We start from the raw sequence: 17736 nt of genomic DNA on the forward strand, positions 1-17736 counted from the left end.
ACTGAGGATCTGGCCGTTGTTCTGAATTCTCTTTGTTGGAACCGGCGCATGAAAAAAGCCCGGGAGGCGGTCCCCCCGGGCTTCGAGTTCTGGAGATCAGAATCAGCCTTCAACGGCCGCCTGGGCGGCGGCGAGGCGGGCGATCGGAACCCGGAACGGCGAGCACGACACGTAGTCGAGGCCGATCCGATGGCAGAACATGACGGACGACGGGTCGCCGCCGTGTTCGCCACAGATGCCGATCTTCAGCTTGCTCTTCACCTTCCGGCCGCGTTCGACGCCGATCTTCATCAGCTCACCGACGCCGTCCTGGTCGATCTGCTGGAACGGGTCGTTGCCGATGATGTCGTTCTCACGGTAGAAGCCGATGAACGGGCCGTAGTCGTCACGGGACATGCCCAGCGTCGTCTGCGTCAGGTCGTTGGTTCCGAACGAGAAGAACTCGGCGTTCTCGGCGATCTGGTCGGCACGGACGGCGGCACGCGGGATTTCGATCATGGTGCCGACCATGTACTCGACCTTCGTGCCGGTTTCCTTGAAGACCTTCTCGGCCGTCTCCCGGATGATCTTTTCCTGGTTCTTGAACTCGGTGGCGAAGCCGGCGAGGGGAACCATGACTTCCGGGAACACCTTCGCGCCGGCCTTCTGGACCTCGACGGCCGCTTCGAAGATGGCGCGGGCCTGCATCCGGGTGATTTCCGGATACACGATGCCGAGGCGGCAGCCGCGGTGGCCGAGCATCGGGTTGAACTCGTGGAGTTCCTCGACGCGCTTCTTCACGTCTTCGACTGACTTGCCCGACCACTTCGACAGCTTTTCAGCCAGCTTGGGATCGGATTCGAGGTGCGCGTCCGAGAGGAACTCGTGGAGCGGCGGGTCGATCAGGCGGATCGTGACCGGCTTGCCGTCCATCGCCTTGAACAGGCCTGCGAAGTCCTTCCGCTGGAACGGAAGCAGCTTGGCGAGGGCCTTTTCGCGGTGCTCGAGGTTGTCGGCGACGATCATCTCGCGGATTTCGTCGAGGTGATCGAAGAACATGTGCTCGGTGCGGCAGAGGCCGATGCCTTCCGCTCCGAACGAGATGGCCTCTTCGGCCTGGTTCGGAAGGTCGGCGTTCGTGCGGACGCGCAGCTTGCGGTGCTTGTCGGCGATCTTCATCAGCTTGTCGAAGCGACGGAAGACTTCCGACTCTTCGGGCTTCATCGTCTTGTTGATGAGCACCTGGATGACTTCCGACGGCTTGGTCGTGACCTTGCCTTCGAAGACTTCGCCGGTGAAGCCGTCCATCGACAGGAAGTCACCAGCCTTCAGCACCTTGCTGCCGACGGTGATGGTGCCCTTGTCATAGTCGATGTTCAGTGCGCCGCAGCCGACGATGCAGGCCTTGCCCATCTGGCGCGACACGAGGGCGGCGTGCGAGGACGCGCCACCGAGGGCCGTCAGAATGCCCTTGGCGGCCTTCATGCCGCGAAGGTCTTCCGGGCTGGTTTCGCGGCGAACGAGGATCAGATCGGTCTTCGGATCCTTCTCGTGCATCCTCTCGGCGTCTTCGGCGAAGAAGACGATCTTACCCGAGGCAGCACCCGGACCGGCGGTGATGCCCTTGGCGAGCAGACGCCCTTCCTTGTCGGCCTGCTTCTTGGCCGCCGGGTCGAAGATCGGCTGAAGCAGCTGGTTGAGGTCGTCCGCCGGGAGGCGGCGCTTCTGCAGCATTTCCTTCTCGTCGATCAGGCCTTCTTCGAGGAAGTCGACGGCGATCCGGACGGCCGCGAAGCCGGTCCGCTTGGCGTTCCGGGTCTGGAGCATCCAGACCTTGTTCCGCTGGATCGTGAACTCGATGTCCTGAACTTCCTTGAAGTGCTTCTCGAGCTTCTTGCCGATCTCATCAAGCTGTTCGTACGACTTCGGCATGTCCTTCGACAGCGTTTCTTCGATCCGCAGCGGCGTGCGGATACCGGCCACCACGTCTTCGCCCTGGGCGTTGATGAGGTAGTCGCCGCAGAAGCCGGGGGTGCCGATGGCGCAGTCGCGGGTCAGGGCGACGCCGGTGGCACAGTCGTCACCGAGGTTGCCGAACACCATCGCCTGCACGTTGGCGGCCGTACCCCACTCGTGGGGGATGCCGTAGGTGCGGCGGTAGACGACCGCGCGGTCGTTGCCCCAGCTGCCGAAGACGGCGCCAACTGCGCCCCAGACCTGTTCCATCGGATCAGTCGGGAAGCTCTTGCCGGTGCGGTCCTTGATCAGGTCCTTGAATTCCTGAACCAGTTCCTTGAGCTGGGCGACGGAGAGCTGGTTGTCTTCCTGGACGCCGGCCTTTTCCTTCTTGTGCTCGAGGGCGTGTTCGAACGGATCACGCTCGGTCTTGCTGCGCGGCTTGAGGTCCAGCACGACGTCGCCGTACATCTGGACGAAGCGGCGGTAGCTGTCCCACGCGAAGCGTTCGTTGCCGGACTGCTTGGCGAGAGCGAGGACCGTCTCGTCGTTGAGGCCGATGTTGAGGACGGTGTCCATCATGCCCGGCATCGATTCGCGGGCGCCCGAGCGGCAGGAGACGAGCAGCGGGTTCGTCTTGGAGCCGAGTTCGGCTCCCATGGCCTTCTCAATCTTCTTGATCGCTTCTTCGACCTGGGCCTTCAGCTCCGCCGGGAACTGCTTGTTGTTGGCGTAGAAGTGGGTGCAGGTTTCGGTCGTGATCGTGAAACCGGCCGGCACCGGCAGGCCGATGTTGACCATTTCTGCGAGGTTGGCGCCCTTGCCACCCAGCAGTTCCTTCATCTTGCCGTTGCCTTCGCCCTTGCCGTCACCGAAGAAATAGACGTATTTCGTACTCATGGAACCTTCCTGAAAGGCGGCGAGGTCCCTGCTGTTTAAGCGGGCTGCCGCCGAATGGGCCGGAAATCGTCCGCAGCAGATCACACCTGGAGCTGCGGAGTCGGCACGACTGATGTGCGCTTTCCAGAACGCTTCCTGTTGGAAAACGAAGCGAAAAGGCTACCAGCGAGGCAGGGGGCCTGCAACCAATCGCGCGGAACTCTCAGGCTCGGGCAGGGATTGGGATAACTGCGGGGGTGTTTGACGCCGAGGGGGCAAGGAGGGCGCGTTGTGTGGGTGGTCCTGTCCTCCTCGCCCTCTTCTCCTGCGGAAGCTTCGCGGAGGGATCGGGAAAGCGTGGGTGGTGCGGACCTGAGGTTGTTGGAGCCCGCCGGGCCGGGGTGTGTGACGACAGGTTGACGGTGGTTGTGTTCATGCGGTCCTCCACCATGACAGGGGCGGTTGCGCGGGTGCGCATCGGTCCTCGGTACTCGGAAGTGCTTGGACGGGTGGGGATTGGGGCAGGGCGAGTCACTTTTTCAAAGTCGGTCGTCTCCCGTCACCGCAGGTCATTTTGCGGCAACGACGCAGGCCAACGACGAATTGGCCCATCCTGAAAACGCGACCTGCCCTGCGCGGAACTCGCGGAGGCCAGTTGCCAACGGCGCAAGGGACCTGTCAAATCACGGGATCAATTCGCTCGCGCTCGGGGGGCAAGGCCATGCGTCGTCGTGATTTTCTGGCGGGCAGCACCGCCGGGGCTGTGGGGTTGCTTGCCATCAGGACGGCCGGCGCCCAGGAAGCCAGCAATACCGCGAAGCAGGCGTTTTCGTTCGCGTATCCCATGATGCTCATGGACCTTACGCATCGAGTGATGGCGGGGGGCGGACAGGGTGACCAGCCTGCTCCGGTCAACCGGTTCTTCCACTATCCGCAGCTCCCCACCGAGCAGTCCACGGCGCTGGTTTGTCCGGTTGCGGACGCGATTCATTCGTCGGCGTGGCTGAACGTCAAAGACGAGCCGATGGTGGTTTCGATTCCTGCCATGGAAAGCCGCTTCTGCACGGGCAGCTTCTTCCACGCGTGGTACGACGTCATCGGCCGGATGAGCGCTGGCCAAGGGAAAGCCACGGACTTCGTCGTGACTGGCCCGGGCTGGGCCGGGACCGTGCCGAAAGGGACGGTGCAGATTTCGTCCCCAACGAACATGGTGTGGGCCCCTCTGTGGATTTCGGTGACCGGTCCGGAGGATCTGGCGGCCGCGGTGGCGTTGCAGGCGGAATGTCGGGTCACGGCGCTCAAGGACTGGAAGGGGCCGCAGCCGACGGGGGGCGGACTGGGCGGAAGCCTGACGGCATTCATCGGTTCGTTTCTCAAGAAGCCGGGAGCGCCGGCCGGCGCTCCGCCGATGCCGGGACCGGGTGGAGAGGCGATGCCGGCCGAAGGTCAGCCGGCGCCGGCCGGGCCTCCAAAGGTCGATGCCGACGGCAATGTGGTTCCGCAGCCGAATCCGGCCATGGCGGCGGACGGTGTTCCCCAGCCGATGCCCGGCGCTGAAGGCATGGTGGAAGGCGATGCTGGAGGGGGCGGAAGCATGACGGGGGTCGGCGGAAACGGGGCGTCGCCGAACTCGCAGTTATTCACGATGGAGGCGGGGGCGTTCTACAACCGGCTCTGCCAGCTGATGGTGGAGAACCCGCCGCTGGAGGCCGACGCTCCGATCGTCGCCAAAATGGCCAAGCTCGGGCTGACGCCGGGAGCGACGATCGACCTCCAGACCCAGAGCCGAGCGAACCAGATGGCGATGACAGGGGCGGTCCGGAACGCGGGGCAGAAAATCTTCACAACCAAAGGCGGCATGAAGCTGGTGACAGGCAATCGCTGGGAAACGGCGCTGACCCTGGCCGATTTTGGAACGAACTACGACCGGAAGGCTTACGCGGCGCTGATGTACTTCGGGGCCAGCGATCCGACGGAAGTCCTCAGCCCGCGGACCTCGAAGGACGGCACGGGCCGACCGCTCCAGGGGCAGCAGAAGTACACGCTCACATTCTCGGCGAACCAGTTGCCGCCAGCCGGGGTGTCGTGGTCGCTGACGGCCTATAAGGCGCCGACGATGGAACTCGGGGCCAGCGCCGGTGGAAAGCACGCGGTCTGCAGCCATCAGGAACTGGTGAAGAATCCCGACGGGGGGCTGACGATCTACGTGCAGAAGGACAGTCCGGGGGCCGACAAAGAGCCGAACTGGCTTGCGGTTCCGCCGGAAGGAGCGTTTGAGCTGATGCTGCGACTGTGCGGTCCCAAGGCCGAAGTGGCGTCGCTGGGCTGGAAGCCGCCGGCGGTGACGAAGGCTTGAGAGGATTCAGGATTCAGGATTCAGGATTCAGGATTCAGGATTCAGGATTCAGGATTCAGGATTCAGGATTCAGGATTCAGGATTCAGGATTCAGGATTCAGGATTCAGGATTCAGGTGCGAACTGAGGTCGCTGAGCGTCGCGAGGGAGCCTTCGATGGGCTCCGCGGTGCGGTTGACGTGGAGTGCCTGGAGCCCGGCGGTGCGGGCGGGATGCACGTCGTCAGCGAGCGTGTCGCCGATCATGAGAATGGATGACGGGGCGGCGTCGAGGTCTTTGACGATCGCTTCAAAGAACCTCGGGCTCGGCTTCTTCCAGCCGATCTCGGACGAGATGAATCGCCTGGTGATGGACTTCAGCTCGCGGTGCCCGTTCATCACGGTGTGCAGGCGATGATCGAAGTTCGACGCGATCGCGACCTGGATGCCCCGGGATTTGAGGTCGTCGAGAGTCTCTTCGACGTCTGCATAGACACCCCAGGAGCTGGGGGCCGCAAAGTGTTCCCACAGCCTCTGGAAGCAGCCTTCCGGGTGATTGGCGTCGGGAAGGACTTTGGCGACGAGTGACTTCCAGAACTCGAGTTCCTGCTGGGCACTGGTCTCGAGCGTCGCCGGCCGAGCTGTGATCGCCTCCTTGAAACGCTGACTTGCGAGCGGGGGGGTGATCTCGCTGCCGGATTTCCGTCCGATCCGGTGGTAAGCCATGTGGACCGGCGGATCCGCGAAGATGAGCGTACCGACGGCGTCGAAGACGACCCACTGGATGGCGACGGGAGCGGTCATTGAGGGCAATGGTCAATTGTCATTGGTCATTGACGGAGCCCGTTCACGACCGTGTGCTTCCCCGGAGGAGGATGTTGGAGCTCAGCGCCCAATCAGCCGCCGTGTTCGACGATTTTGGTGACTTCGAGCTTCATGATTCCCCGGGGAATCGTCACCTCGACCTTATCGCCCACCTTCTTGCCCATGAGGGCTTTCGCAATGGGGCTCGAGGTGAGGATCTTCATGACGTCGCCGTCGTAGTCTTCCTCGCCGGGGCCGACAAACTCGTAGCTCTCTTCCTCATCCAGCTTGAGGTCGCGGACGGTGACGGTGGATCCGAAAGCGACGATGCCCTTGGGCATGTCGGCCTTGTCGGCGATGTAGCAGTTGGCGAGGCGCGTCTTGAGCTGGTTGATCTTGGCCTGCAGCAGCCCCTGGTTCTCGCGCTGGCCGTGGTATTCGGCGTTTTCGCTGAGGTCGCCTTCCGACCGCGCGGTGGCGATGGCCTGGGCGATCTTCGGCATTTCGACCTGCTCGAGGTGTTTGATCTCCTCGACCAGCTTGTCGTAGCCCTCGCGCGAGATGGGATGTCGGTCCATGGATCTGTCTCCTCGCCGCCGTCAGTCGTGGTTCGCCCGGCGCGCCTGCGGTTGTCTCACCGGCGTCGCCAGAGGGGTGACGCCGCCCGCTCGCCGGATTCTGTTGTTTCCAACAAAACACCACGGGTTGCGACGACTGGTCGCGACCCGTGGTGGAGTGGACGGATTCAGGTTAAACGATGGCTGCAGCGAACGCCACCCGGTGGCGCTTCGCCGCAGCGATGTCGTGGCTGGCGATCAGGCCAGCAGTTCCTGGATCACCTTGCCGCCGTCGACGATTTCGATCGGGCGGTCGCCAGGAGCCATCAGCTCCTTGTCGGCAGTGATTCCCATGCAGTGGTAGACCGTCGTGAAGAGGTCCTCGATGCCCACGGCGTCGTCTTCGGGTTCGCTCGCGGTGGCGTTCGACGTTCCGTAGACGAGCCCCTTCTTGATGCCGCCGCCGGCGAGGGCGACGCTGAACACCTTGGGCCAGTGGTCGCGGCCGGCGGTGCCGTTGATTTTCGGCGTGCGGCCGAACTCGGAGGAGACCATGACGAGCGTGCTGTCGAGGAGCCCGCGCTGTTCGAGGTCGAGAATCAGGCGGGCGTAGGCCTGGTCGAACTGCGGCATCTGGCGGTTGAAGCCGGCGACGATGTTGTCGTGCATGTCCCAGCCGCCGTAGGTCAGGTTCACCAGGCGGACGCCCGATTCCACCAGGCGGCGGGCCAGCAGCATGCGGGCTCCCGCGGTGTTGCGACCATACTCATCGCGGAGGGCGGCGGGCTCTTTCTCGATGTTGAAGGCTTCCTTCGCTTCCGGCGAGGAGATCAGGCTGAAGGCGCTGTCGTAGAAGCTGTCCATGGCCTTGATCTGGTCGGACGACTCCTTCTTGCGGAAGTGTGCGTTGACGGCTTCCAGGGCGGTGCGACGCGTCGAGAACCGACTGTCATCAATTCCGCCGTACAGGTCGAGATCGCGAACCTTGAAGCCGTTCGTGGCCGGGTCGCTGCCGAGGCTGAACGGGGCGAACGCCGAACTCAAGTATCCGCTGCCGGCATACTCGTTCGGCATGTTGGGAATGCAGACGTACGGCGGCAGGTTCTTGCGTGAGCCGAATTCGTGGCTGACCACGGAGCCGATCGACGGATAGCTCAGGGCCGGGCTGGGCTTGTAGCCCGTGAACATGTTGTGCGTGCCGCGTTCGTGGGCCGCTTCACCGTGGGTCATCGAGCGGATGACGGTGAGACGGTCGGCGATCTGGGCGGTCTTCGGCAGCGTGGCGCCGAACTGGACGCCGGGAAGGTTCGTGTCGACACGCCCCATTTCGCCGCGATATTCGATCGGGGCGTAGGGCTTGGGATCGAACGATTCCTGCTGGGCCATTCCGCCCGGCAGGAAGATATGGATGACCGACTTGGCCTTCCCTTCGACGCTCTTGTAGTCCTTCAGGTCGCCCAGGGCCGTGCGGCCGCGGAGCAGCATTGGAAGAGTGAGAGCGGTTCCCGCGAGATAGCCGACGGACAGAAAGCCGCGGCGGGAGAGGCGCTCAAAATGAGCCGGCGTGCATCCATGAGACATGCAAGATCTCCGAGGCAAGGTTCGCCGTCGGCTGAGGGCCCGCCGGTCGGCAAACATTTACATCAAGGAAGGAAGTCAGGGTGGGATATCTCGAATCCCTGAGGACGGGATTCGGCAGGATCTGCAACTCTGTTCGCAAGACGCATCAACGCAGCTTGAAACGACAGCCTATTGACGAGCGCGGTTGGAAGTCAAGGTTCTGCATTGGCCAAATGGCCGATGCCCGCTGTCCGGGAATTCTGATGCGCAACGCCGCCCAAAGAACCTCGTTCCTTGTCAGAAAGTACGTCGGAATCTTGAGATTGGAGTCCGGGGACGCGCCATCGACGGAGAAGGGACCAGACACGTCCGGTTCGTCGTCAATGAGAGTGCGCCCTTGGGGAGTCCCTCGGGTCAGGCCGCGGCGCGCAGGGCCTCTGTGAGAGCTTCCCGGACGCGATCAAGCGGTTCCATCAGATCGGCTGAGCCGGGAACGAGCTTCCGTAAACGCTCGACGATCGAGGAATCGTCCTCGAATCCGTCCTGCGTTCGGGCGTCATCGAGAACGGAACTGCCGTTTTTCGAGGACTTTGCGCTCAGCAGCAGGACCGGCGAGGAGCAGATCTCGCGAATCGCGAGCATCTCCGGCTGATCGATCAGGAGGATATCCGGTTTGACGGCCATGCGGTCGAGCAGCGTCCGCCCAAGCACCTCACTGTAGAGAAACGCCTCAAGTGTTGGCCCGTAAAGGACTTCCTGTGTCTTGTTCGGCCGCACCGGCGTCGTGCACTGGAATTCCAGTGGCCGGCCGATGCGATTGGTCACGAGGAGGCCGCCAACGTACCCGGCATCCATCGAGATGACTCGAAGGAAGCCCAGGTGGAGTTTGTCAGCCGCAGCTTTGTCCGCCATTCCGATCCATCCCGGCGACGAGCGATTCCGTCCGCCGATCGGCGGAGTTGGGAAGCGAGCAGGTCCGCTCGCGGGAATCATCGGACACCGCGGAGCGTGACTTGAGGAGAGCGTTTGATGCCTGAAGCAGATGCAGGGATTGCGCCTTCCGGCGAGGGATGCGCGGGATCCGGCGAATTGTCCGCAAAATCCGGAGTTTCCGGGATTCGCTGGACGTCGGCGCTCTCGGCGCCCGTTTCAGGCCACCGGCTGCTCGATTGCGAGGAGGGCCTCATCACGATTCTCGTGATACGGCCAGAGGCGGAAGAGGCTCATGTTCTGAAGTACGAGCCGCATCTGTTCCGTGGCGCCGCACAGCGCGCAGCGCCCTTTTCGCCCTCGCACTTCGCGAAGAATCGACACCAGGGCGCCGATGAATTCCGATCCGAAATACTGGCAGTGGCGCAGATCGACGATCACGTTGGTGTTGCCCGGCTGCGCCATATGACTTCGCAGCGAGTTCGTTTCGGCCTGCAGGTCGCGGTAGCGGAAGCTGCTGGGATCGCCCTGGGGGGTCAAGATCACCGTCGGTCCGGCTTGCTCGACGAGAAAGATCTTGAGGTGCTGCATGAAAAGAAGGGCTCCCCGTGCAGGGTGGATCGTCAGAAGACGAAACGCCAATCGTCACGGCATCAATGTGGCGAAACGGCAACACCCGCCTGCAACATCGAAGAAGGGTTTCGATGGGTGGCCCGTTCCACGCAACGATACCCCCGGTTTTCAGCAGGTGCAAGAAGTGAAGAAATTCAGAGGGCGGCCGGACGTTTCGCCTGAAAAACCTGGTAGTCCATGGCGCCGCTTCGCATGTGCTCGCTACAGACGATCGTGAAATGACGCTGCAGAAGCTGACGGTAACCCTCGGGCGAGCGGATGTGGTTCCCCAGGTCGAGGCGATGGATCACATGCCCCACGCCGTTCCACCAGCGTGAGGGGATGTCTTCCCAGACCACGATGGTTCCTCCGGGGCGAACGACACGGGACGCTTCTTCCAGCAACTGGGCCGCCTGGCTGTCGTCCAGGTGATGCAGGACGCCGGAAATCATGCAGGCGTCGAACTCCGCTTCCTGGAACGAGGTTCGTGTTCCATCCTGGACGACGAAGCGATGTCCGGGGAACTTGGCCTGTGCGGCGGCGATATACGCCTCGCTGAGGTCGGCGCCGACATAGGAATCGGGCGGGAAAAACGGGGCATAGATGCCAGTTCCACACCCCAGATCGAGGACCCGTCCGACATTGTTCAGGTGCCGGGCGACGACTCCGTGGTGTCCCCGGTAGCCCCCCTCGAGCATCCACCGCAACGCGTCGAACAGTCGCGGCACGCCCGCCAGCCGGCGGACCAGTGAGCTCTCAGTCATCGATCACTTGGCCGACTGGTGTTCGTAGCGCAGGAGCACCGAGTAGTGATGCTTGGTCTGCTCGATCAACCGGAATCCGTTCTCGGTCAGGATCTTGTCAAAACCGGAAATCGAGCGGACGTTGAGATCCGTGTCGGTCGCGCCTGCGAGCCACAGCGTCTTGTGATTCTCCGCGACGTACTTCCGGGCCAGTTCCGCGTAGTGTTCCTGCATTTCCGGGAACGAGTCCCACAGGAACGGCAGGCCGATGCGGGGGTGTTCCGTCTTGCAGTAAAACCGGCCGAGACGGCAGGCGGCGTAATCCAGGAACACCGGGTTCAGGTAGAAGCCCGGGATGAGGAAACCTTCCCCGAGGCCGCTCTGGACGAAGATCGGCTCTCCTTTGGCGCCGCGCTCTTCGATCTGCAGCGCCATGTCTTTCCATTCGTGCGACTGCTGGGCTCCCAGGCGTTTCATGCTCCACGGTGCGCGGGGGGCCGGCAGCCAGGCGAAGACGATGGCCGTGATCACGGAGAGCAGAGCCACGCCGCGGGAACGCCGATGGCAGAGCAGGCCGGCGATGAGGCAGGCGGCCGGCCCCGCGAATCCGATGCGGTAGCGCGGATTCGAGAGGCTGGCAAAATCATCGCGGCAGACAATCGACGCCAGGACTGGTGGCAGAAGCCCCCAGAGCAGCAGCACGACGAACGACGACCTCGGGATCGCGGACAGAGTCGGCGCCCGAAACTTTCTGGAGAGGAGCCATCCAACGAGGGCCCCGGCCGGCAGGCCCAGCCACCACAGCGGAATCAGGATCCGCCAGATCGGGTCCGTCCCCTGGAAACCGAATGACGAGCCCCACTGGGCCATCCGGAAAATCGCGGGCAGGAGCGGAATCATCGAGGCGACATACGCGGCCACGGCCACGATCCCCATCGCCTTCACATGGATGTTCTGCCGGAAGAAGGCGTACGCGAGGACTACCGCCTGCGACAGCGTGACGGCCACGTTGAGATAGTGCGTCCACACCAGCGCTGAACTGAGTGCGGTCCAGGCCATGGCCCAGCCAATTTGCCGGGGCGACCTCATCCAGCGGACCGTGACCCAGTACGAGAGAGTGGCGAGCAGCAGCCCCAGGCCGTAGCACCGGGCGATCGTTACCTCCCCGAGCACATTCTGATGCAGCGCGCACACGAGCGCCGCCAGCGCGCCGGGAAACTTTCCCAACAGGTCGCGTCCTAGCAGGTACACGGCTCCGATCGTCAGCAGGTACCACACGACGAAGGGGAGTCGAAACGCGAATTCGTTCTGCCCGAACGTCTGGAAGAAGACCCGGCGAACAAGCGGCGACAGGGGAGGGATGTTCTCGTACTGCAGGCTCCGCTCCATGAGGGTGAGCGGATTCTCATCGGACATGATCCAGTAGGTGCCATACTCGTCCATGGCGAGAGGCACCGGCCGGAGCGCGGGCACCATCAGCCCGAATCCGATCACGAGCGCCGCGAGCAGCACCAGCAGGTGGGCTCGATCGTGGGGGGCCGCGATGAAGACGGGGATCTCTTCCACCGTCTCGATGCTTGGAATCGCAAGCGACGCGGTGTCGGAGAGTTTTTGACGATTCCGTTTGACGCCATTCATGGCTTGCGCCCTACAGCGACAATGGAACTTCCGAACGGCAATGGAATGCCGCAGGAGATGATCCGGTTCTCGGCCTTCAGTGCACTCTCCAGGACTCGATTCATCAGCGGCGGGGTCGCCGCCAGGTCCGAAACGACATCCCCGGAATCTTCATGGCGACGAAACAACAGTGACGGCGCCCGTCGGGCGACGAGCGCGGGAAAAAGCACGGACATTCTGTACGACAGCAGTTCCACCCGCAGGTCGAGAAGCTCCAGGAGCTTCCGGGCCGAGCTAGTAGTGAAACGTTGTCGGGTATGAACTGCAAGGTCGTGCCGGCTCCGGAGCCAGTTATAGGCCGGGAGATGCAGCAGCAGGAGGCCGCCCGGCCGGAGCGTGCGGGTGAGCGTTTTGAGGCCGGCGGTCCCTTCGTCCAGCGGGGTCGTGTAGAGGACGTCGCAGCAGAAAAGGAGGTCGAGATCCGGCGTGCGGATCTCGGGGTGGCACAGATCTCCTTCGTAAACATCGGCCTGGGGATTCTTTTGTCGAGCATGCCCGACCGCGAGAGGCGAGAGGTCGAAGCCCCCCAGGTAGCTCGGATTCAGCAGGCTCTGGAACATCTGCAGGTGTGCGCCGCTCCCGCAGCCCGCATCAAGCACGCGTGGGCGGTCAGGAGGCGAGAATCGAGGACGCTTCAGAAGTCGGGAAAAGAGATCCCGGACACCGGCATACCACCAGTGCGTCTCCTCCAGCGCGGCCATCCGGTCGTACTCTGCGGGATTCATGGGTCGGTGCGACCCGGAAGTGCAGAGCGGAGAACCTCAATCACCCGGTCGACCTCGTCGTCGCGCAGTTCCGGGAAGATCGGAAGCGACAGAATCGCGCCGGCCGCGGCGTCTGTATGCGGCAGCGGCGCGAGGCCCGCGTGAAAATCCCGGTAGGCCGGCATGTGATGCAACGGGGTCTCATAGTGGATTCCCCAGCCGATTCCGGCTTCATCGAGACAGCTGGTCACTCGCTGGCGGTCATTGGTTCGAATGACGAACTGATGGAACGCGGACTGGGAATCCGCATCGGCTGGCGGGAGCCCCGCATCGACATCCGCGAGCCCTTCGGCATAGCGCTCGGCGATGCGGCGCCGGGCGGCCAGTTGCCGGGGAAAATGATTCAGCTTCACTCTCAGCACCGCCGCCTGAAGCTCGTCGAGGCGGCTGTTGCGTCCATCGGTCATCGCGATGCGGCCCGGTCCGAAGCCATACATCCGGAGGGCGCGCAGCCTTTCCGCGAGGGCCGGGTCATTGGTGACGCACATCCCGCCGTCCCCATAGGCCCCGAGGTTCTTCGTCGGGTAAAAGGAGAAGCAGCCGACGTCCCCTGCCGTGCCGACATGCTGTCCGCGCAATCGGGAGCCATGGGCGTGGGCACAATCCTCGATGATGCGGAGATTCCGCCGTCTGGCGATCTCGAGAAGCGGCGCCATGTCGACGGGAGTTCCATGCAGGTGCACGGGAAGCAGGGCGCGCGTCCGGTCGGTGATGGCGCGGGCGGCCGCGTCTGCGTCGATGTTCAGTGTTCGGGGATCGATGTCGACAAATCGCGGGACAGCGCCCACTTCCCGGATCGCGGCGGCTGTTGGAACCGCCGAGTTCGCCACGGTGATCACTTCATCGCCGCTCGACACGCCGGCGACCAGCAGCGCGAGCTCGAGGGCATCGGTTCCCGAGGCGACGCCGACCGCATGCTGCGCGCCGACGTAGGCCGCGAACCCGGCCTCGAACGCATTCACTTCGGGCCCGAGGATCAACTGGCCCGACCGGATCACCCGCTCGATGGCCGACATGAACTCCGCCTGATGAGTCTCGAAATCCCTCAGGTAATCAAACGCCTTGATCATCTCGTGGCCGCTCGGGGAAGCGCGTGCGGGTTGGAAAGGAACCACTTGATGGTTCGCGCCAGGCCTTCGTCAAGCGGAGTCGCAGGCGACCACCCGGTCGCGGCCTGGAACGCTGCGATGTCGCAGTGGCTGTCTCCGATGTCGATCGCCTCCAGTTCGGGAGGAAAGGGCTGGTGAGAAACCTCGACGGGCAGCCGGGTCTGCAGCGCCTGCAGAAAATCAGATAGAGTTGCCGGAACGGGAGATCCCAGGTGGAACGGGCCAGCCTGATTGACTCGGGCAGCAAGCAGCAGCGCCTCAACCACATCGTCGACGTGGTTGATGTCCCGTTTCTGTGATCCATCCCCGAAGATGGTGATAGGCTGGCCAAGAAGCGCGCGGGCCAGAAAGACGTTCAGCACGCCTCGTCCCGCATGGCGCAAATCCATCCGCGGGCCATACGTGTTAGCGAGCCGAATCGTTGTCGACTGCAGTCCATGGACTTCGCGATAGAGACGCAGGTATTCCTCGCCCGCCACGTTGTGCACGCCGTTGACGTCCGGCGGTCGGAGCGGATGCGACTCCCGGACCGGCAGGGCAATCGCCCTGCCGTAGACCTGACGGGTACTGGCGAACACCAGCCTGGGAGAGGTGCGGGCTGCCCGGGCCGCCTCGAGCACCTGCAGGAGACTGCCGCAGTTGTGACGCAGGTCGGCCACGGGATCGGACATGCTGGCCGAATGACTCACCTGGCCGGCCAGATGGAAGACGACCTCAGCGTTCTCGATCGCTCGCCTCCAATCGCCGGGGAGTGACAGGTCGGCCCGGATGACGGTGACTCGATCCGCGACCGGTCCCAGGTGACGAAAGTCTCCCGCGCACTCGGGGTCGGGCAGATCGATGACCGTCGCTTCCGCCCCCTCGCCGGCGAGGCGCAGGACGAGATTGCTGCCGATGAACCCCAGTCCGCCCGTGACGACGACGCGCCGCCCCTGCCACGCCTCACTCATCACGCTGGCCCCCAAAGGCCGGGATCGAATCGCTGCTGTCGTACATCCATCCCGATTCGGGGCCGCGTTTCATGTAACGGACCACGAACTGCGGCATGCCGTTCTGTTCGAGGAAGATGCGACCGATGTATTCGCCGACCATGCCCAGCACCATCAGCTGCACGCCGGCGAACAGCGCGATGCTCGTGAGAACCGTCGGAATGCCGACGGGGACCCCCGGGTTGATCCAGATTTTGTCGATGAGAATCAGGCCCAGCATCCCCAGGCTGAACAGCGAGGTGACCAGCCCCATCACGATCGCCAGTCGCAGCGGAGCGATAGAGAACCCGAGGAACATGTTGAGCCACAAGCGGACCAGTCGCTTGAGCGTGTAGTTCGACTGGCCCGCGATCCGCTCCTGATGCTCGACGACGATCTGTCCGATGTTCCGCGTCGTCCGGAAAATCAGCCCGTCGATATACGGATGCGGCCCGCGATAGCGCGTCACTTCATCCACGATAAAGCGGTTGAGCACCTTGAAGCTCGAAAGGTAGATGTCCTTCGGCTTCTTGAGCATCAGCGTGGCGAGTCGATCGTTGAACCGGCTTCCCAGGTTCCGGAACCAGTGATGCTTCTTCTCGGCGTAACGCCCGTAAACGACGTCGTAGTTTCCCTCCTGTAGCACCTTGTGCATCCGTACGACTTCTTCCGGCGGGTTCTGGCCGTCGTCGTCGAGAACCGCCACCGCCCGGCCGTGGGCATGGGAAAGCCCTGCCAGTACGGCGCTGTGTTCGCCGAAGTTGCGCGAGAGGTGGAGGAACGTGATCAGGCCCGGATAGCGATCAACGAGGGCGGCGCAGACCCGCTCGCTGTCGTCGGGCGAGCCGTCGTTGACGAGAATGATCTCGATGGCGCGTCCGGCAAACGCCCGGCGGATGCGATCGACGACCGTATGAACGGTCGCGCTGCCGTTATAGACGGGGATCACGAACGAGATTTCGACAGGCGAAGACAAGGCGCGCTCCCGGACCGTCGTGCGCGCGACCAGGGGAAGCACGCAGGAATGAGTTCTGGCCGACATGCGGTTCAAGGACCCACCGCCGGCCGAATCACAATCAGGCAAACGCCGCAGCGATCAGGACGCGACATCTGCCAGTTGGCCAGCCTACGACGGGACACGAGTCGGCACAACTTGAGACTGGTCACTGTCCTGTCGTGCGAAAGCAAAGCCCGAAAAGAGCGTCAGACGTGCACCGCAACTCCGACACGTCCACGGACGCTGCTTGACACCCTCAACTTTCCCCCGGCAGACTGACCATCTCTTGGGCTGGCATCTCGGGGCAATTGGGAGCGTTCAATGTTTCACCGGGGCGATTATGTCACCAATGCCGGCATGCATTGTGTCTGGGACACCGCTGCCTTCGCCGACATTAAGGACTACGACTCCTGGGCGAAATCACTGCTCGAGGATGCCGACATCAAACGGCAGATCGAGGCGGGACACTTCGTGCCGCTCAACATCGGCTCCGATGGAGCAATGGCCATCGAGATCCGGGTCGGAACGAACGAAGCGCCGGCCGAGCTGAGCGAGCGGGAAACGCAATATTTGATCGTCGCCTCGCAGCCTTACCGCCTTCAGTCCAAGGGGAAAATCAGTCTGTCCGGCATCGAGGGAGTCTCCGGAGAACCGGACGCACACGCGGTCCTCCCCCTGGCCGCCGGCCAGTATTCGGCAAGGGCACACCTGATCGCGTGGGACGAAGAACCGGGCATGCAGACACCAGACGGCCCCGCCTCAGACGCTCTTCCTGACTACATCGTCCTCATCAACCCGGCCGCGCAAGGCCAACCGTTCAGGACGGAACTCGGAACATTCAAGTAGCCCGCCCCATCCCGGCCGGACCACCGGCCGTGAATTCTCATTCCGCGACACGATCGAGTGTGACCGCAGCGTCGTCTCCTTGTTTCCTCGCCGTCTCGAACATTTCCGCTCGGAGCCGTCGCGACTCGGTGGAATGAACTCGATGGGTGAAGAGCTTCTTGTTGACTGCGAGAATGGTTTTGCTGGTGACGAAAGGAAGGCTCAGGAGGATGTGCTCCGTCCAATCGCGTTACCGATCGCGAATGAGGGCGAACTGCGAGTCGGAGTTGCTTCAGCAGTTCGCCGCTGGCTGACGGCGTCTCTTCGTCGGTGGTGTGCTCGGTTCCATCGGGTAGCGCTCCGAGGGTGAGTCTACCGGCGGGCAGGGGATCGCGGCGAGAGGGGATGGTGGGTAGACTTGCGCCGGTCAGGCCGTAATTCGCTGAAGGTGCAGTATGGACGAGGAGCGGGCGAACAGCATCTTCATGCAACTGGTCTCCGCCCATCAAATCACATCTTCCGACCTGCAAGAGTTGATCGCCGATGACACGGCTCTGGCCGCCGATGGCCTGGCACGGCTATTCGTAGAGCGCCCCGAGTTGTTGGGCGAGACCTCCCTACGGGCCGAGTCGGAAGTCGTCGTGGACCGCATGTGCATTCTGGCGATGGAAGACGACCCTGAACTCAGTGGCTTCGAGGCGATCCAGTACCTGCGAGCATTGTTCGTCCTTGGATGGCGCTCGGGGCGGCAAGCGAATCCATGTGTTCGACGGATCGTCCTGCGCCTGCCCGAAATGTTGGCGTCATGGCCCGCGCCCCGGGCGGACCTGGTGGTTCTTGGCTTCATGGAGCACGTGTTTCCGATGCCCGGAGTCCCGCGGCTCTTTGAAAGTTGGAACACTGATCCGGTTCTTGCCGCTGTGCTGCGAGAAAGCGAGTATCTGTCGAAGGGTCTTGACTGCTGACGGAGATGACGACCAACTGTGACCGAGACCGCTCCAAAGTCGAAACTCGGACGCTGGCTGGCGGTCGGAGTGTTGGCG

General features: G+C 63.1%; 15 protein-coding genes. 3 read left to right on the forward strand and 12 right to left on the reverse strand.

Annotation, left to right across the window (positions count from 1 at the left end; translation table 11 throughout):
• Positions 1 to 102: 102 nt before the first annotated feature.
• Complete coding sequence (gene ppdK, locus Pan44_RS23035; RefSeq protein ID WP_145034119.1) at positions 103 to 2835, reverse strand: pyruvate, phosphate dikinase; 2733 nt, start codon at positions 2833 to 2835, stop codon at positions 103 to 105.
• A 700-nt stretch (positions 2836 to 3535) separates the two neighbouring features.
• Here ppdK and Pan44_RS23040 point away from each other — a divergent pair.
• On the forward strand, positions 3536 to 5170 hold the full coding sequence (locus Pan44_RS23040; RefSeq protein WP_145034120.1) for a DUF1254 domain-containing protein: 1635 nt from the start codon (positions 3536 to 3538) through the stop codon (positions 5168 to 5170).
• 97 nt (positions 5171 to 5267) lie between these two features.
• Here Pan44_RS23040 and Pan44_RS23045 read toward each other — a convergent pair whose 3' ends face one another.
• The 11 genes from Pan44_RS23045 to Pan44_RS23095 all read right to left on the reverse strand — a co-directional run bounded on the left by Pan44_RS23045 (position 5268) and on the right by Pan44_RS23095 (position 15847).
• The gene (locus Pan44_RS23045; protein WP_145034121.1) at positions 5268 to 5951 is read right to left on the reverse strand and encodes an HAD-IA family hydrolase; all 684 of its coding nucleotides are present in this window, start codon (positions 5949 to 5951) and stop codon (positions 5268 to 5270) included.
• A 92-nt stretch (positions 5952 to 6043) separates the two neighbouring features.
• Positions 6044 to 6529 carry a transcription elongation factor GreA gene (gene greA, locus Pan44_RS23050; protein WP_145034122.1) on the reverse strand — a complete coding sequence of 162 codons (486 nt, stop codon included), beginning with the start codon at positions 6527 to 6529 and terminating at the stop codon, positions 6044 to 6046.
• Between the two features lie 237 nt (positions 6530 to 6766).
• Positions 6767 to 8089, reverse strand: coding sequence for a DUF1501 domain-containing protein (locus Pan44_RS23055; RefSeq protein WP_145034123.1), 1323 nt, complete (start codon positions 8087 to 8089; stop codon positions 6767 to 6769).
• Positions 8090 to 8482: 393 nt separating this feature from the next.
• On the reverse strand, positions 8483 to 8980 hold the full coding sequence (locus Pan44_RS23060) for a hypothetical protein (protein ID WP_145034124.1): 498 nt from the start codon (positions 8978 to 8980) through the stop codon (positions 8483 to 8485).
• A 237-nt stretch (positions 8981 to 9217) separates the two neighbouring features.
• Positions 9218 to 9589, reverse strand: a complete 372-nt coding sequence (locus tag Pan44_RS23065) for an STAS domain-containing protein (protein ID WP_145034125.1) — start codon at positions 9587 to 9589, stop codon at positions 9218 to 9220.
• 176 nt (positions 9590 to 9765) lie between these two features.
• Complete coding sequence (locus Pan44_RS23070) at positions 9766 to 10374, reverse strand: class I SAM-dependent methyltransferase (RefSeq protein ID WP_145034126.1); 609 nt, start codon at positions 10372 to 10374, stop codon at positions 9766 to 9768.
• Between the two features lie 3 nt (positions 10375 to 10377).
• Positions 10378 to 11991, reverse strand: coding sequence for a glycosyltransferase family 39 protein (locus tag Pan44_RS23075; protein WP_145034127.1), 1614 nt, complete (start codon positions 11989 to 11991; stop codon positions 10378 to 10380).
• Complete coding sequence (locus tag Pan44_RS23080) at positions 11988 to 12755, reverse strand: class I SAM-dependent DNA methyltransferase (RefSeq protein WP_145034128.1); 768 nt, start codon at positions 12753 to 12755, stop codon at positions 11988 to 11990. The genes Pan44_RS23075 and Pan44_RS23080 overlap by 4 nt, the downstream gene beginning before the upstream one ends.
• On the reverse strand, positions 12752 to 13864 hold the full coding sequence (locus Pan44_RS23085; RefSeq protein ID WP_145034129.1) for a DegT/DnrJ/EryC1/StrS family aminotransferase: 1113 nt from the start codon (positions 13862 to 13864) through the stop codon (positions 12752 to 12754). The genes Pan44_RS23080 and Pan44_RS23085 overlap by 4 nt, the downstream gene beginning before the upstream one ends.
• A complete protein-coding gene (locus Pan44_RS23090) occupies positions 13861 to 14853 on the reverse strand; it encodes an NAD-dependent epimerase/dehydratase family protein (RefSeq protein ID WP_145034130.1) in 993 nt (330 codons plus the stop codon). The genes Pan44_RS23085 and Pan44_RS23090 overlap by 4 nt, the downstream gene beginning before the upstream one ends.
• The gene (locus Pan44_RS23095; protein ID WP_197453587.1) at positions 14846 to 15847 is read right to left on the reverse strand and encodes a glycosyltransferase family 2 protein; all 1002 of its coding nucleotides are present in this window, start codon (positions 15845 to 15847) and stop codon (positions 14846 to 14848) included. Before Pan44_RS23095 ends, Pan44_RS23090 begins: the two co-directional genes overlap by 8 nt.
• A 342-nt stretch (positions 15848 to 16189) precedes the next feature.
• Here Pan44_RS23095 and Pan44_RS23100 point away from each other — a divergent pair, with 342 nt between their 5' ends.
• Together Pan44_RS23100 and Pan44_RS23105 are read left to right on the forward strand one after the other, a co-directional pair.
• Positions 16190 to 16714, forward strand: a complete 525-nt coding sequence (locus Pan44_RS23100; RefSeq protein WP_145034132.1) for a hypothetical protein — start codon at positions 16190 to 16192, stop codon at positions 16712 to 16714.
• Positions 16715 to 17148: 434 nt separating this feature from the next.
• Positions 17149 to 17658 (forward strand): hypothetical protein, encoded by a 510-nt coding sequence (locus Pan44_RS23105; protein WP_145034133.1) that lies wholly within the window; start codon positions 17149 to 17151, stop codon positions 17656 to 17658.
• Positions 17659 to 17736: the final 78 nt, after the last annotated feature.

Origin of the sequence: Caulifigura coniformis, assembly GCF_007745175.1 — a bacterium.
Taxonomy (GTDB): Bacteria; Planctomycetota; Planctomycetia; order Planctomycetales; family Planctomycetaceae; genus Caulifigura; species Caulifigura coniformis.